This is a genomic window from Nocardia sp. CA-151230 (genome assembly GCF_050942175.1).
Lineage (GTDB): Bacteria > Actinomycetota > Actinomycetes > Mycobacteriales > Mycobacteriaceae > Nocardia.
The window spans coordinates 35,893-49,309 of the sequence record NZ_CP192062.1 but is presented as its reverse complement, the minus strand read 5'-3'; the positions used below and the strand labels follow the sequence as shown (position 1 = coordinate 49,309).

Sequence of the window (13,417 nt, the reverse complement as noted above, 5' to 3'; positions counted from 1 at the left end):
TTACTCCCCTCCAGCCCAGACGATCAGCGGAAGTGCGGTCTTGGTCGTCGAATCCGGCGAGATCGGCAGCTTGGCGGTGTTCACGAACCCGTGCACCATCAGCGCGCCGGCCACGGTCGGGGTCAGCGAGCCGTCGGGACGGATCACGCGCAGCGAGGAGAACAGGATGCCGACCGGGTTCTGGGTGCCGTCGGTGGCGCCGGAGGTGTAGGGCGCGTACAGGCCGGTCGCGGTGATCTTCGCCAGCACCAGACCCGAGAGGATCGATCCCTTCGGGTAGTGGGTGTTGGCGGTGAACTTGCTGGTGTCGAGCGTGCAACCGAGCATCGTGCCTTCGTCGGTGCCGTGCTGGGACAGCAGCCACGAGCGCTTCTCGACGCCCTGCGCGATGTTCAACACATTGATATCGGTCATGATTCAGCCCCCTTTCTGAGGCTCAGGATTTCTGTTTGATGCCGAAGCGCTTTTCCAGCTGCTGGTTCGCCTGATCGACCGCGGTATTGCCGCGCGGCGGGGGCGCAGAATGCTGCCCGGCGTTTTGCCAACGCTGGGTATTGGCTTGCGGCTGAGTCGGATTGGCTTGTCCGGGGTACATGGCCGTGAGCGCACCCATGACCTTCGACTCGTCGACCTCTCCGTCGGCACCGAGAAGAGCTGCGGGATTGACGATGTCGCAGAACGTCTTCAGCTGGTCGCCGGACAGGATGGACGATGCGGCGGCCTTCACCTGCAGGGCCTGGATTCGCGGCAGGAACTGGGACTGCGCTTCCGCGGTGGCTGCGTCGGCGGCTTCCTGCTTCGCCTGCTTGAGTGCCTTCTCGTCGGCCGACATCTTCTCTGTCTCCAGAGCGTCGGCCTTGGCCTTGAGAGCGGCCACTTCCTGCGGAGTGACGCCTTTGAACGCCTTGACGGCGCTCTCGTGCTCGCGCGCATAGTGCTGCCAGTAGGAAGCCCTCTGCGCGTCGGTCATCTCCGACAGCGGAATGCCCCGCCAGTCCTCACCATTGGCCGACGGCGTCGACGCAGGAGGGGCGGCAGGAGCGGCAGGCGAGGGAGCCGGGGCGGCAGGAGCCTGCGGTTCAGCCGCAACGGGCGCGGCAATGGGTTCGGACAAGAGTGTTCTCCTATGTCAGGAGGGTGTGAGTTACCCATGTCGGGTCAGCCCGCAAATCGGTTGCGGGAAGCTGAGGTTCAGGCAGCTTGATCGAGCTGCTTGCGGAACTTGGCGATCTGCGCCAGGTGGTACTGCACTGGCGAGGAGTCCTCGGCGAAACCGCGCGCGCGCAGCGACTTCAGCGACTCGGTCAACACCTCGACCTGGTGTGCGGCGAATTCCTCGGCGCTCGTCGCGGCGGCGGCCGGTTTCTCGCTGGCGCTCACCACTGCATTGATAGGCGTGGGCGGCGTGACGCTGTAGTAGGGGACCTTCTCGCCGGTGACGCGCGTGAGGACCGGTCCCAGCTCGTCGTGGTGGACGATGTCGTAGCGGGTGGCCTTCAAATCCTTGCGGTGCGTGGACGACCCGCCGACCTTCTCGCCTGCGTCGTTGTAGAGCCGCTGCAGGTCTTTGTCGTTGATCACCGATCCCGGATCGTGGGCTTCGGTGACCGCGACGACCGTGCAGTGGCACCGGTAGTGGATCGCCTTCAGGTCGGATATCTTGTAGACGCGGTGGCTGGCCACCACGCACATGCCGCACACGCCGCCCTTGGACAGTTCCGGGTGAATGACCCGCCGGTATCCGGTGATGCGGGAGTCCTGGGCTTGCGCCTGTTTCAAGCTCTCCTGCTCGGCAAGCCGTTGCGCGAGCACCAGGTTCGTGTCCACCAGGTCATCGATGCGCTGCTCGGCCGCCTGGTTGGCCGTCGCCTCATCCGCACCAACAGACTGGTGATACCGGAACTGGACCACCGCGCGGGAGAACACGCGCCCGGGTTCCGAGTCGGCAGCGGTGATCGTCTGCTGTTGTGTCTCATTGGGTTTCGGCTGATAGGTCAATACCGTGCTGGGCTTGTGGGTGACGGTGACCTCGTCGGCACCCAGCTTCACATGCGCGCCCCGCACATTGTCCGGGATCTGCACCGACACGTCGGCCGTGATGCCCATCGTCCGCAGCTGGGCGACCTGCGCGGCCGTCGTAGTCGCGGCGACACTTTTCTGGGCAGCGACGATCACCTGCCCGGACTTGGCCAGGAACGCGGCGACCTGGGCGTCGTCGTACGGGTTGGTGGTGCGCCATAAGTTCTTGATCATGGCGGCGGTCACCGCCGACGAGTTCGCGACCATCGAAGCCGCACCCGCGACGATGTGTCCGGTCGCGGTGGCCACATCACGCGGTGTCCGCGACGCTACGTACAGTGCTGCTGCCGCGGTGGCGGCCTGCTGGCGTCGGTCTTGCGTGCTCGCCGGAGCGGTCACGGCACCTGCGCCGCTGTCGGGGCGAGTGTGCCGGGCTTGTTCTTGTCGGTGACCTGCTCTGTCATTCGCACCTGTGTGGGCGGCGGCGGCACGGTCAGCTGTGCGTACAGGATCTGGTCCTGGATCAGTTCCTGCTCGTTCGCGACGATCTCATCGGGATCCATTTCCATGATGTCCGTCAGCTGCCGCTGCCGAGACAGGATGCCGCGGGTCTGGTTGATCGCATTGGACTTCTCGCCCAGCGAATAGGATTCGACCGCGCCCCACAGCATCTCGATGTCCTTGCCGCGTTGAGGCTCACCCGCGAACGCGAACGCGATCTTGAATGCCTCGACCAGGCCCGGGTTGATGCGCGCCTTGCGGTCCTTGACCTTGAACACCAGACCCTCACGCATCAACGCCGCCCCCTCGGCGCTGCCCTGCGCCGCATCCGGGGTGATCAGATGCAAAGGCGTCGAGGTGACCGCAGCGAATTCCTTCACGTCATCGCGAATGGAGGTGATGATCGGCGTCAAGTCCGTCTGCCCCGACTCCCAGAACTGCGACCCCGCCGGCACCCGCCACAACGCGCCCGGATCCGCACGGAACACGTCGTTCCAGTCGATCTCTTCGACCGGCGAATCCTGATCGTCCTCATCGCCTTCCAGATCGGCGATCACCGCGCGCTGGCGGAACGACTGGTACCAGGTGATCACGATCCGCTGCAGGATCGTGTCATTGATCCGATCCAGCAAGTCCAGATGCGGCTCGTACTCCCCCATGCCGCGCGCATTGGTGAACCGGATGACCGGGACCTGCCCGATCCCGTCCAGCTCGGGCAGCGACACACCATCGGAGCCGCCCTCGTCTTCGTCCCACTGGAATCCCGACGCCGAGAATCCGCGATTGAAATACGCCGAGGACTGCCGAACCGCTTTATAGCGTCGCCCGCCGACGAACAGCCACGCCACCTCTTGCGACAGCACGGGGTCATAGCCGACCTTCAACGCCGCCCGCAACTGGGTCGGATTCTGCGGATCCGGTTCCCCCACGCAGAATCTCGGATCCTCCGCAGTGATCAGCGGCGTCTTGTCGACCGCGTTCGGGAGCGCCGGGACCACCATCAGGTAGCCCTCGCTCATCGTGAACACATACGTCAGCAAATCCTTGAACGCTGCCGCGAATCCACTGTTGAGCATGATCCGACGAGCGATATCGTCACCCCGCGGACCCGGACCCCCGATGCCGGTGCGCACACCCCGCAGTTCCATCCGATCCAGCATCGACGTCACACACATCGGTGCATACGTCGCACGCCCCTTGCGCAACACATCCTGGAACGTCTGCGTGAAGTCCTGCGCCACTTGCGGCAACGGCGGTGCACCGATGTAGTAGCTCCACAACAGGTTGAACCGCTGCCGGCGCGTCCGCACCGGCCATATCGGTTGCTGCGTCAGATTGTCGACCGTCAGGTCATAGGTGGTGTCACGCACGTCGAACCGGCGAGCCAGATAATCCAGCCACCACCCGGGACTGCCCGGATCATTCAGGCCATCCAACACAGGCATCGGGTCCGACACGCGCGATCACCTCCATTCATCGGATTCGTTGAACCACACGACGTTTCGACTTCGGTTGCGAACCGAGCACATCCATCCGCGCCTGCCACGCCAGCACGGCCGCCATCGCGGCGTCGAGCTTGCGATCGGGGTGCAACTTGCACAGAATCCAGGCCTTCTCACCGGTTTCCGGGTCGTCGACAAGGTTGGTATCCGCCCGGCCCGCGTTACCGATGTGCCGCTCCAGATCCGGGTCACCGTTATGGCTGACACGACCGGTCTCGATCGCTTCCCGGAACGCCTTGTTCGCCTGCGATACCTGCCGGCGCCGGTTGGTCCACCACTCCTCGACCTTGTCCGGCCACTTCACCGACCACTCGCCGACGGTGTTGTTCCAATGCGGCGGATCGCAATACACCTTCGCCACGTTGAAACGCCGCATCAGCTCGGTGAGCTTGTCGGTCACCTCCGACTCGGGAACCTCCCAGCCGTCCTCGGCGTCAACGGGCCGCTCCCACAGGCCAGCGAGCTCCATGAAGCCGTGCTTCACATCGCAGACGACCAACGCCGTCGAGTCCCGCATCCGAGCACCGTCGAAACCGATCACCACCCGCGACCGCGGCGGAAGATGCTCCCCCGCGCATCCGAGGGTGTTCCAGCGGCGCACATCGAAGGCCTGCGCCTCCGACTGCGTCCACCGGTTGCACCACACCCGCTCGAGGTAGGTCTTATCGGCCTTCGGCCGATCCCATTGCGAAGCAATGCCTTCGAGGTCGGACCACTCGGCCACGTCCGGGCCTGACGCCTCGCGGATCGCCTCGACGCGGTCCTCGAACCGCGACATGTCATAGCCATCGGATGCCTGGCGGTGGAAGAAGAAGAACGTGGGACGGTCCACCTCGCCGCGGGCCATCGCCTCCGCCTCGAAGTATTCGTCCTCGGCGACCGAGTTCTGCCCCGGCTGGCCAGCGGTCGTTGTCGAACACATCCACGGGTCTTCGATAGGCCGCTTCGGCAGATTCGCGATCATCGTCTCGACTGCGGCCTTATGGTTCGGCAGATACAAACGGTGCGGCTCATCGATCCCCTGGAACGTCGTGCGCGCGCCGTCTCGGGCATTCGGCGCACCAGCGATCGGCACCGCCTTGCCATCTGCCCAGCCCCCGTCGACCCGCAGGATCCGATCCAGGCCGATATCGAACAGCTCCGGATCCGCGCCTTCCTCGCAAACCACCATCAACGCGCCGTACGCCAGCTCGGCAACCTGCTCCTGCGTGTTGGCCATGAGCGGGATATAAGGGTCTTTGACTGGACGCCCAGGCTTGAGCGACCCATCGCGGTTGAAACCGCAGAACCGTACGGGCGCTTCGGGATGCAGCTCGACGAAGGCCAGCCACGCCAGCAACTCGGTGTTATGGGTGACCAAACCAGCGGTCACATGCGTATGCGTATCCTCGACTTCGATCGAAATCGAGGGCCCGTCGACCAGACGATTCACCTGAACAACTCGATCGTTGTCCATGCCAGCGAAAACGCATCGCTTTGGCCTACCTGCGATCCGATCGAGGCGTTCACGCTTGCCCTTATGAACCAGGGGCAAAACCTCGGCCAGGAGTGACAGCTGCGTGGAATCGTTGACCGTGAGCTTCCACGACACATGCGCCGCACCCAGATACTGCGACCGGGCCTCTCGGAGGCTGGCATTCACGCCGAGACCTGTCAGCAGGTGCTGACATTCCTCCAGCAGTTCACGATTGACGCTCGCCCATTCGGCGACCGTCTGAACTTTCCTGCCTCCCAGATGTCTGACGATGACACATCCATCGGTGTCCAAATAACCGGCGAGGAAGGCCGCGATGGCAGCTCGTCCAGCTGTAAATACCTGGCTGGGAACCCTTTTCGATCGAGCATTGCAGCCCGTGAGCCCAAACTCTTTCAACAACGGCCGACAGCCGCGCAGGTAGTAAGAATTCGGGTCGCCCTTCAGCGGCGTAAGCCCAAATCGCTCACCGAGCTTGGCCAAGATTTCAGCGTCTACGTTGGTGAAGCGACCGTCACCGCTCCCGTCGCCAACAATCGCGCCCAGGATCCAGGCCGTCTCCGCGTCAAGCCCGAAACACATGTCCTCGGCCCAGCCAGTCGCGACGACGAGCCGGTCCTTGGGCCGAAGCTCTGCAGCCTTCACCCATTGCCGTTGCTCAGATGCCGGATCGCACGACAGATAGCGCCACCGCTTCGGCATGCCGGGTATCCAACGAGTGCCCTGCACCAAGAACGGGTGCTCGCCGGTCACGACAATCCTGCGGCCGCGCTCGGTCAACACCTCATACCGTGGTGCCGCGAACTGCTCCGCAACGAACCGGACTCGCGATGGCCCCAGTGAACCCCGCACTTCATCCCACGAGAGGATCTCGTCTCCCGCGCGGATGCAATCGGCCCGCACGCGTGAACCATCGGCCATCGTGAGCAACACATCAGGGTTCAGGCACTTCGCAGAGCCCTTCCGAACACTCAATCCCGCCCGGCTGAACCGCCGCCGCCCCGCACGGTTATGCCCCTGCGGGTAATGCTCATAGGCGCGGTAGATGAACAGCCGCTGATCCGAATTGAGCTTCGCCGGTTGCCCTTTCAGGCTGCCAGGGCCGTAAACCGCGCGTTCCTCGATGAACTCGCACACCTGGTCGCCCAACGTCGGCCACGGCTCCGCATCCAACGGCGGAACAATCAGCTGCATCGCTACTGCGCGGCAGCGATCCGCGGATCCGGCGCGACCGAAGGTTTCCGGCCCGAACGGCGCTGCGTTGTGCGCTCACCAGCGGCCTCACCGCGGTCGATCTCCCATTGCAACGAGCGCCTCGCTAGTGGCGTGAGGCCGCACTCCTTCAGCAGATGCCGCGCCTCCGTCGCCGAGGTCACCCGCGATGCCGGCGACGTGCCCTCATCCCACACCTGCTGGATCAGACGAGCAGCCAGGAACAGCGTGTGCCGGTCGGAGTCGGTCCACTCCGGAGCCATCGGACTCGACCAGCAATCGATCCACCACGCCAGCACCGCCGGATGCCACATCTCGTGGTCCGGCAACTCCGGGATCTCCGGGTTCGTGACCGCGCGCAGGGTCGCACGGGTCGAAGTCTTGTTGCGCCGCCGGCGAAGCTCGGCAGGCTTGCTCTCAGCCATGACGGCAGTCCTTTCAAAGGGCGGCGAACGCCCCATGACGGGACTAACTCGCCAGAACTCGACTCAAATCAGCCAGCCGCGACACCGAACCAACGAACCGGTTGCCGGTCACCGTGATGTAGCGGCCCACCGAATACGTCTCGACCGACAGCCCATCCACGACGCGACGCGATCCGGGCCCCTCGGGCAACAGACCCCACACGTGCAGACCATCACCCGAGGGCGAGACCTCGATATAGGTCGGCGGCAGCTTGCCCAGGAACTCAGCGGCCGCCGCGGTCGGCCGGCCATCGACCAGGCAGTGATCCAGGTCAACGCATCCGACACCCTCACCGAGGGCATAGCCGATCCGGGCCAATCCGCGAACCTTCCGATACGACGTCCACGTCCCGGGATCGGTACTCGATGCCGGGCGCCCGTCGAGCCGCACCGGGACCTTCGTCTGCCGGCCGCGGCGTGTGACCGGCTTCCAGCTCAGCCAGCGGTCACGCTTGCGCAGCTCGGCAGGCATCTCCGCAGCCTGCCGGGCTCGGCATGCCGCAGTACGGCAGCGTCCCGAGCAGTACTTCGGGGTGCGCCGCGACCGCTGTATATCCAGGGCATCGCCGCAGTGACCGCATGTACTCGCCATGCCGGCAGTCTAGCAGCCGTGTAACGGTATAGAGCGCTGGCCAGCAGTAATGCCCGGCAGGTCAGCCCGACACCCCGCCATCGCTGCAGGCGGCGCGCTGACCTGCGGCGCGGCTGACCCCGCCGGCCGTACGGGCCCCAATCTGCAGTGTGATCCGCTGACGGCTGGCTACCCGGGAGAGGGGTGGTCGGCCCCCCAGCGTGAGACGCCGTGAGCTGTGGGTTTGCCGACATGCGCCACCCCGCCGGCTGCGACCGTAACGTTTGCGGATGGTTTGCTGTAGCGCCTTTGCGTGAGCTTGGTCGGCTCAACTCTGCTGACCATGCTGACCATGGGCGGGTTGCTGGCCTGGCTGGCTGCGGATGGTGCGCCGGCCCATGGCGTCGCCTGGAGACGGCCGCTATCTACGACGGCTGACCATCCCCGGCGAACAGGGGCGCCTGGTTGTGGGATGGTCCCTGGTTGCTGATGGATGGTCAGGATGGTCGAGACAACTCTTCACGCATGCTCATGGTCGAGCGGGTCGGCCGGCGCGCTCCTGGTTGGTCTTGGTGCGGTGGCAGTGTGGAGGGTTGCGGTCATGGATCGCGCCGAGGTTCTCCATCCCGTGCGTGCCGCCTTGCGAGACTGGTGTCAGGTGGTCGACGGTGTCGGCTCCTGGCCGGCCGCAGACGTGGCAGATGTAGTCGTCACGGTCGAGGACTCGCTGGCGCAGGCTTGCCCATCCGGCCGGCGCCCGCCATCCGCTCGGGACGTCCCATGCGGGCGTGTGCTCGGGGCAGTACTTGGTGTGGCGGATGAGCTCGGTGCAGCCCTTGGTGGGGCAGCGGCGTGGGGCTTTGGGCATCGGCTCACGAAGCGGCGTGGCCGCCGGGCCATGTCCAGGTACCGGCCGAGGCTGGTCCGAACTCGGCGCCGTAAGGGACTGCGTGCTCGAATCGGAAGCCGTTGGCGTCGCTGTTGAAGATGCAGAGGTGAGGTCCGGCGTACCCGTGGCCAGCGTTTACTACGACCGCTGCGAGTGGTTCGCCGCCGCGGTATTCGTCTGCCGGCCAGTAGTGAACGATCGACCCAGGCGCGGGAGTCTGCTCGTCGTAGTGCGCCATTGGTCAGACTCCTTGGTTCTTCAGTCGGTGCGGTTGCTGCGGCGTTCCGCTACTGCTGCGGACAGTGCGCGCCGCTCGGCCTTGGCGTTCTCCGTGGGAGCGCAGTGATCGCATGTGCAGAAGGTGCCCGCGACAGCGAGCGTCTGGTGCTGCGACCGGATCAGGTCGCCCGCGGGCTGGACCACCTGGCGTTCGAGGGATCGCGTGTAGCTCACTTCTTACCTTCGGCCTTCTTGATGGCGTCACGGCCTTCGGCGGCTCGAACCATCTTGGCGTGCTCGGTGGTGTTCATGCCGGTGGCATGGATGTGGAGTTCGGCGCAATACCCCTTCACGAACGAGGCATTGCCTTTGACTGCCGCTGTAACGAGCGCCACGCAACGGTCGTAATCTCCGGGCGACCCCCAGGAGATAGCCTTGCCGCCGCTGCCTGTAGTCCAATATTCCTTCAGGCGCGCAACAGCTTCGGCGTCCTTAGGCGTCGCTTCTCGTCCTGCGACCATCCGAGATCAGCTCCCTGCAGCGCGGTCGGCCTGCGCGCTGGCGTAGCCGCACGCGAAGGCGTCGATGGTGCGGAACAGTTCCTCGGCCGTGCCGAGCAAGGACGCGGTGCCGGATGCTGCGCGAACGTGGTGCCGGCCGTCGTGGATGCGCCCGACGTATTCGAGATGGCAGCCGACGGCGGCGTTGGCGTCGGCGCACATCTCCTGCACGCACTCCGATGTGTCCACCAGAGTGCGATGCGAGGTGACGGTCATGGAACTACTTGGCGACCGCGTCGCCGGTGACGAGGTTGACGACCGCGACACCACCGGGCACGACGTCCACGGCGAGGGTCGCGGTCAGGTCCGGGTTGTCCTCGCTGGTCGGCACCGAGACGGTGACAACCGCGGAGCCGGGAGCACCGGACACGACCCACTTCGACTTCGGGTCGACCGAGCCGTCAGCCAGGGTGAAGTCTTCGAGGGTGGCGATGGCCGGGTTGTCGACGGTGAAGGTGATGGGGACGTTCACGTCATAGCCGGCCGCGTCCTGCGGGTCGGCGCTGAGCTGGAACTTCTGGTTGTCGACGATCTGCATGTGCATTGCTCCTACTTCGGTACGGGTTCGCCGGCACTGAGATTCAGCGTGGCGGCGGGAGTGGGTTGACGCAGCCACGCGAGGAATCGGGTGGCGGTGGACAGCACAGCGTCGGACTGTCCGTCGCGAGGGTGGGATTCGACGGCCAGGGCGAGCGCGTGGTGGCGCGCCTGGCGGTCGAGGGAGTCCATCAGATGAAGGCGGTGATGACGGCGACGAGAATCTTGCCGATGAGCGCCCAGGGGATAACGTGCGCGGCTTCGGAGGACAGGGTGGTGATCATGTTCTTCTCCTGACATATCGGACGAAACAAACCGCGTGATCGGTGCGACCAGCGCGTTTGCCGCATATTTCTGCGGCTTAGGGGATATCGAGCAGGCGAACCAGATAACGCACGAGACCGAGAATCAGGCGGTCCAGCAGGTCGGCCATCAGCTTCGAGTCGAAGGTCCGTCGAGAGCAGCATTCAGCGCTGCAAGCTGCTGTGCGGCGTCGACGTGCGCCCATTGCAGGGAGGACTCCGCCTCGGCCGCGTCGATCTCGGTGCGGAACTCGCGGACCTGAAGCTGTTGGTCGTCGGGGAAGCCGCCCGAGCCTTGGCAGTCCTTGCAGTCGACCCATTCACCGTCGACCATCTCGCCCTCATCGCCTTGGCAGAGACGGCATTCGAACCAGGGCATCAGCGGGAATGCTCTGGGCAGCGCCACCGCGGCACATCGCCCTCGGCGCCCCAGCCCTTGAGCGGTGCTACCGGGATGCGTCCATACTCGATAGCCATCTGGGCGGTGCGCGGGCAGTCCACGCACCGGACGGTGATGCTGCCTTCCGCCCCCACCGCACGGACGGGGATGTCGACGGTGCCGATCTCGATGGGCGGTTCGCTGGAGCCGACCGCCTGGGCGAGCAGGCGCACCTGGGTGACTCCCAGGTCTGTGATGGCCATCAGCGGCCGCCGCCCGCGGTGAGGAAGGTGCCGAAGCTCGACTCGCCCCCACCTCCGCCACCTCCACCGGCCGCCATGCCGCACTGGCAGCGACCAGGTACGCCGATGAAGTGCACGCCGCCAGAGCATCCCTGCGTTGCAGCTGCCCCACGACTCCAGTCCGGCTCGTCATGGTTCGCGCCGCCGGGCTTGCGGCTGCCGATCTCCTCGCCGTACACGGTCACCAAGCGGTAGCAGTCCGGCCGATCGTGCACGTTGGGATGGCAGAAGCGCCACGAGTCGCCGCCGCGGCTCATCGAGGATGCGCCGCCCTCGAAATCGCCTGCGGTGCGGCCGCAGTGATCGCACTCGAAGGGGCGTTCAGCTATCACGTCGATGGCCTTGGGCATCAGCGAACTCCGAGATCGGTTGGACCTCACCGGTCTCGATGATCTCCACTGTGGTCACCCTCCGACACCGCACGCCCGCCAGACGCCGAGGCGTCATCTTATGTTTGATGCCATCGCGGGTCATGGCCGCGATCTCGGCGTTGAGCCAGTCGTTTCGCTCGGTCACTTCCGCCACGGCTTCCTCGGCGGTCGGCTTGTAGCTGGTGGACCAGACGCTGCCGGTGTCGGTGAGGACCTCCCACGCGACCTGAACTCTGGTGACCGTCTCCGGGCTCGGGCTCACCACTGCCACACGCCGATCGGGGTCTCGTACCGCTGCTCCAAGCTGCGGATGGGGGCGTGCAACCAGGTACGGATCCAGGCTTCGAAGCAGAACATCAGGACTCCACAGCGTCGTAGGTCTCGCGGAAGATCGAGTCTTTGATTGGGTAAAACTCGCCCTCGACGCCCTTGATGATCCAGTCACCCGGCCTGGCCGTCATGACGCCTTCCAAGGTGTCGATCTCAATGACAATCGGGCCGCCCGTGTAGCGCTCACCCTCGGGAATTGCTATGAGGCCCCCGCACCAGCGCGCCACTTCTTCGGGAGTGGTCCTGTTGTTGAGGTGCATGGCCTCTATCTCGACGGGCTTCTTGCGGTACCGCTCGGCGGCCATCAGGACTCCTTGATCTTGAGTGCGGCGAGACGTTCCCCAAGCTGCTCGGCGGTCTCTCCACCGGCGATCGAGGCGGCCAGCGCCTTCGCGTACGAGGGGATGCTGGGCTGAAGCGCGGCGAGCAGGTCGGCGGCGATGTCCGGGATGAGGAGAGCGGCGGAGAGTTGGTCGGCTACCCGCACGAGCGTGACGGTCATGTGCCGCTCGATCAGGTCGGCGTACTCGCGCTCGATGGCGGCGAGATCCATCAGGACTCCTCGGGAATGGTCGGCGTCCGGCCCGTGCCGTCGCATCGCGTGCACGGGATCCACAGGCCGCCGATGATGTAGGTCCCGCCATGGCCAGCGCATGAGCAGAACCACTTGCAGGACTGCGGATCATGACGTCGGGCCTCGCGGGCGGTGAGTCGTTGGCCGCAAGCGCCAGGGCATTTCGTCCGCGTTGGCACCATTGCACTCCCCTGATCTGGTTGCCCTCGACGGGATTTGAACCCGCGTCTGCGCGGAGGGGCTGTTCACCGGACTCAATAGGCCGGTCGGTCTCGCACCGTGCACGCGCGCAATCTTCGGCCGCTGGACTACGAGGGACGTTGAAGCCCCGAACCTCCGCCGGCCGATCCCCTTGATCAGAGGCGCTGTGCCAGCACAGCGGGCTCGCGGCGGAGGTTCGGATCCCGAACAGGACTGTGCGGCAGCCGAGGCCGCGGTGCTCACGGTTCGGGACGGTCCCAGCTTGGCCTGGGACAGTGGAGCGCAGCGCGCGGCACAGCCTCCCACAGGGGGTTGGGAGTCCGAGAAGGGTTCCGGGCAGGGATCGAATGCTCGGATGCTGCACCGGCGCTGCACGATCTTGGGGCGGGAATCCGCTGTCAGGCGAGCAGGCCGCGGTGCATGAGGCGCAGCCTGCCGATGAATCGCCTCATCCCCTCGCCCAGATCTCCTTCGCGGTCGACTACCGCTTGGATGTGCTGAGCGAGTTCGGGCGTTTTGGTGAACCACTCGCCGTTGACCCGGCAGTGTCGGAACTCGTGGTGGCGCTGCTTTTCCAGCTCGTATCCACCGCGCTCGACCGTGAGGAGCTCATCGCATGGGATGTCCTCCAGCCGCTGAGGCAGGTTGGATGTCACGCCGATCTTCACCCGATCGCCGAACTGCATGTAATAGACGTGGTGGCCATCCTCGATGAGCGGGATGCCGAGCACGCCGGGGATGCGGGGCTTGGACTCCGGTGCCGGCGGTTTCCGATTCGGCTCCAGCGAGATCATCTTCCGTCGGGTGGCGAGGTATTGAGAGATCTCGCGGTAGCCCGCGATGATGTGCTTCTCGCACAGCGGGAGGATGTGACTGGCGATTACGGGTTCGTCCTCGCAGTGGGCGACGACGCAATGATCCAGGGCCGGATTGATGTCACACGCGGCGTTTCCGAATGCTGGATTTCTCATCTGGCCGCCTCTGGGCACACGTGTGGAGCAAGATCGAGC

20 protein-coding genes, 1 tRNA gene and 1 pseudogene are annotated in these 13,417 nt (G+C 65.2%); all 22 read right to left on the bottom strand.

What is annotated here, in order from left to right; genetic code table 11:
- Positions 1 to 414: a head decoration protein gene (locus ACQP1O_RS43195; protein ID WP_433568053.1), complete on the bottom strand. Its 414-nt coding sequence runs from the start codon at positions 412 to 414 to the stop codon at positions 1 to 3.
- A 22-nt stretch (positions 415 to 436) separates the two neighbouring features.
- Positions 437 to 1,114, bottom strand: a complete 678-nt coding sequence (locus ACQP1O_RS43190) for a hypothetical protein (RefSeq protein WP_433568052.1) — start codon at positions 1,112 to 1,114, stop codon at positions 437 to 439.
- A gap of 77 nt (positions 1,115 to 1,191) precedes the next feature.
- Positions 1,192 to 2,418 (bottom strand): hypothetical protein, encoded by a 1,227-nt coding sequence (locus tag ACQP1O_RS43185; protein WP_433568051.1) that lies wholly within the window; start codon positions 2,416 to 2,418, stop codon positions 1,192 to 1,194.
- On the bottom strand, positions 2,415 to 3,977 hold the full coding sequence (locus tag ACQP1O_RS43180) for a phage portal protein (protein WP_433568050.1): 1,563 nt from the start codon (positions 3,975 to 3,977) through the stop codon (positions 2,415 to 2,417). The genes ACQP1O_RS43185 and ACQP1O_RS43180 overlap by 4 nt, the downstream gene beginning before the upstream one ends.
- Positions 3,978 to 3,993: 16 nt before the next feature.
- Positions 3,994 to 6,078, bottom strand: coding sequence for an LAGLIDADG family homing endonuclease (locus tag ACQP1O_RS43175; protein ID WP_433568142.1), 2,085 nt, complete (start codon positions 6,076 to 6,078; stop codon positions 3,994 to 3,996).
- A gap of 366 nt (positions 6,079 to 6,444) precedes the next feature.
- Positions 6,445 to 6,690, bottom strand: a pseudogene (locus ACQP1O_RS43170) (terminase); the annotation flags it as partial.
- Between the two features lie 2 nt (positions 6,691 to 6,692).
- The gene (locus tag ACQP1O_RS43165; protein ID WP_433568049.1) at positions 6,693 to 7,133 is read right to left on the bottom strand and encodes a hypothetical protein; all 441 of its coding nucleotides are present in this window, start codon (positions 7,131 to 7,133) and stop codon (positions 6,693 to 6,695) included.
- Positions 7,134 to 7,176: 43 nt separating this feature from the next.
- Positions 7,177 to 7,644 carry a bifunctional DNA primase/polymerase gene (locus ACQP1O_RS43160; protein ID WP_433568048.1) on the bottom strand — a complete coding sequence of 156 codons (468 nt, stop codon included), beginning with the start codon at positions 7,642 to 7,644 and terminating at the stop codon, positions 7,177 to 7,179.
- 628 nt (positions 7,645 to 8,272) lie between these two features.
- A complete protein-coding gene (locus ACQP1O_RS43155; protein ID WP_433568047.1) occupies positions 8,273 to 8,611 on the bottom strand; it encodes an HNH endonuclease in 339 nt (112 codons plus the stop codon).
- Between the two features lie 279 nt (positions 8,612 to 8,890).
- Positions 8,891 to 9,085, bottom strand: a complete 195-nt coding sequence (locus ACQP1O_RS43150) for a hypothetical protein (protein WP_433568046.1) — start codon at positions 9,083 to 9,085, stop codon at positions 8,891 to 8,893.
- Complete coding sequence (locus ACQP1O_RS43145) at positions 9,082 to 9,372, bottom strand: hypothetical protein (RefSeq protein WP_433568045.1); 291 nt, start codon at positions 9,370 to 9,372, stop codon at positions 9,082 to 9,084. The genes ACQP1O_RS43150 and ACQP1O_RS43145 overlap by 4 nt, the downstream gene beginning before the upstream one ends.
- Positions 9,373 to 9,378: 6 nt before the next feature.
- Positions 9,379 to 9,627 carry a hypothetical protein gene (locus ACQP1O_RS43140; RefSeq protein ID WP_433568044.1) on the bottom strand — a complete coding sequence of 83 codons (249 nt, stop codon included), beginning with the start codon at positions 9,625 to 9,627 and terminating at the stop codon, positions 9,379 to 9,381.
- Positions 9,628 to 9,631: 4 nt separating this feature from the next.
- Positions 9,632 to 9,949, bottom strand: a complete 318-nt coding sequence (locus tag ACQP1O_RS43135; RefSeq protein WP_433568043.1) for a hypothetical protein — start codon at positions 9,947 to 9,949, stop codon at positions 9,632 to 9,634.
- An 11-nt stretch (positions 9,950 to 9,960) separates the two neighbouring features.
- On the bottom strand, positions 9,961 to 10,140 hold the full coding sequence (locus tag ACQP1O_RS43130; protein ID WP_433568042.1) for a hypothetical protein: 180 nt from the start codon (positions 10,138 to 10,140) through the stop codon (positions 9,961 to 9,963).
- Between the two features lie 240 nt (positions 10,141 to 10,380).
- Positions 10,381 to 10,629, bottom strand: coding sequence for a hypothetical protein (locus ACQP1O_RS43125; RefSeq protein WP_433568041.1), 249 nt, complete (start codon positions 10,627 to 10,629; stop codon positions 10,381 to 10,383).
- The gene (locus tag ACQP1O_RS43120) at positions 10,629 to 10,892 is read right to left on the bottom strand and encodes a hypothetical protein (RefSeq protein WP_433568040.1); all 264 of its coding nucleotides are present in this window, start codon (positions 10,890 to 10,892) and stop codon (positions 10,629 to 10,631) included. Before ACQP1O_RS43120 ends, ACQP1O_RS43125 begins: the two co-directional genes overlap by 1 nt.
- Positions 10,892 to 11,281 (bottom strand): hypothetical protein, encoded by a 390-nt coding sequence (locus ACQP1O_RS43115; RefSeq protein ID WP_433568039.1) that lies wholly within the window; start codon positions 11,279 to 11,281, stop codon positions 10,892 to 10,894. Before ACQP1O_RS43115 ends, ACQP1O_RS43120 begins: the two co-directional genes overlap by 1 nt.
- Entirely contained in the window at positions 11,253 to 11,573 is a 321-nt protein-coding gene (locus tag ACQP1O_RS43110; protein ID WP_433568038.1) for a hypothetical protein, read from the bottom strand. Before ACQP1O_RS43110 ends, ACQP1O_RS43115 begins: the two co-directional genes overlap by 29 nt.
- Before the next feature lie 85 nt (positions 11,574 to 11,658).
- Positions 11,659 to 11,937: a hypothetical protein gene (locus tag ACQP1O_RS43105; RefSeq protein WP_433568037.1), complete on the bottom strand. Its 279-nt coding sequence runs from the start codon at positions 11,935 to 11,937 to the stop codon at positions 11,659 to 11,661.
- Positions 11,937 to 12,185, bottom strand: coding sequence for a hypothetical protein (locus tag ACQP1O_RS43100; protein WP_433568036.1), 249 nt, complete (start codon positions 12,183 to 12,185; stop codon positions 11,937 to 11,939). The genes ACQP1O_RS43105 and ACQP1O_RS43100 overlap by 1 nt, the downstream gene beginning before the upstream one ends.
- Before the next feature lie 218 nt (positions 12,186 to 12,403).
- Positions 12,404 to 12,524 (bottom strand) — tRNA-OTHER (locus ACQP1O_RS43095).
- Between the two features lie 281 nt (positions 12,525 to 12,805).
- Entirely contained in the window at positions 12,806 to 13,378 is a 573-nt protein-coding gene (locus tag ACQP1O_RS43090; protein WP_433568035.1) for a GIY-YIG nuclease family protein, read from the bottom strand.
- Positions 13,379 to 13,417 lie beyond the last annotated feature (39 nt).

Excerpts from the sequence above, each read along its gene's own strand:
- ACQP1O_RS43145 (WP_433568045.1), bottom strand. The coding sequence starts at position 9,372 with ATGGTCGCAGGACGAGAAGCGACGCCTAAGGACGCCGAAGCTGTTGCG.
- ACQP1O_RS43105 (WP_433568037.1), bottom strand. The coding sequence starts at position 11,937 with ATGGCCGCCGAGCGGTACCGCAAGAAGCCCGTCGAGATAGAGGCCATG.
- ACQP1O_RS43135 (WP_433568043.1), bottom strand. The coding sequence starts at position 9,949 with ATGCAGATCGTCGACAACCAGAAGTTCCAGCTCAGCGCCGACCCGCAG.
- ACQP1O_RS43165 (WP_433568049.1), bottom strand. The coding sequence starts at position 7,133 with ATGGCTGAGAGCAAGCCTGCCGAGCTTCGCCGGCGGCGCAACAAGACT.
- ACQP1O_RS43155 (WP_433568047.1), bottom strand. The coding sequence starts at position 8,611 with ATGCCCAAAGCCCCACGCCGCTGCCCCACCAAGGGCTGCACCGAGCTC.
- ACQP1O_RS43100 (WP_433568036.1), bottom strand. The coding sequence starts at position 12,185 with ATGGATCTCGCCGCCATCGAGCGCGAGTACGCCGACCTGATCGAGCGG.
- ACQP1O_RS43140 (WP_433568044.1), bottom strand. The coding sequence starts at position 9,627 with ATGACCGTCACCTCGCATCGCACTCTGGTGGACACATCGGAGTGCGTG.
- ACQP1O_RS43090 (WP_433568035.1), bottom strand. The coding sequence starts at position 13,378 with ATGAGAAATCCAGCATTCGGAAACGCCGCGTGTGACATCAATCCGGCC.
- ACQP1O_RS43160 (WP_433568048.1), bottom strand. The coding sequence starts at position 7,644 with ATGCCTGCCGAGCTGCGCAAGCGTGACCGCTGGCTGAGCTGGAAGCCG.
- ACQP1O_RS43175 (WP_433568142.1), bottom strand. The coding sequence starts at position 6,078 with ATGTGTTTCGGGCTTGACGCGGAGACGGCCTGGATCCTGGGCGCGATT.
- ACQP1O_RS43125 (WP_433568041.1), bottom strand. The coding sequence starts at position 10,629 with ATGCCCTGGTTCGAATGCCGTCTCTGCCAAGGCGATGAGGGCGAGATG.
- ACQP1O_RS43115 (WP_433568039.1), bottom strand. The coding sequence starts at position 11,281 with ATGCCCAAGGCCATCGACGTGATAGCTGAACGCCCCTTCGAGTGCGAT.
- ACQP1O_RS43195 (WP_433568053.1), bottom strand. The coding sequence starts at position 414 with ATGACCGATATCAATGTGTTGAACATCGCGCAGGGCGTCGAGAAGCGC.
- ACQP1O_RS43130 (WP_433568042.1), bottom strand. The coding sequence starts at position 10,140 with ATGGACTCCCTCGACCGCCAGGCGCGCCACCACGCGCTCGCCCTGGCC.
- ACQP1O_RS43120 (WP_433568040.1), bottom strand. The coding sequence starts at position 10,892 with ATGGCCATCACAGACCTGGGAGTCACCCAGGTGCGCCTGCTCGCCCAG.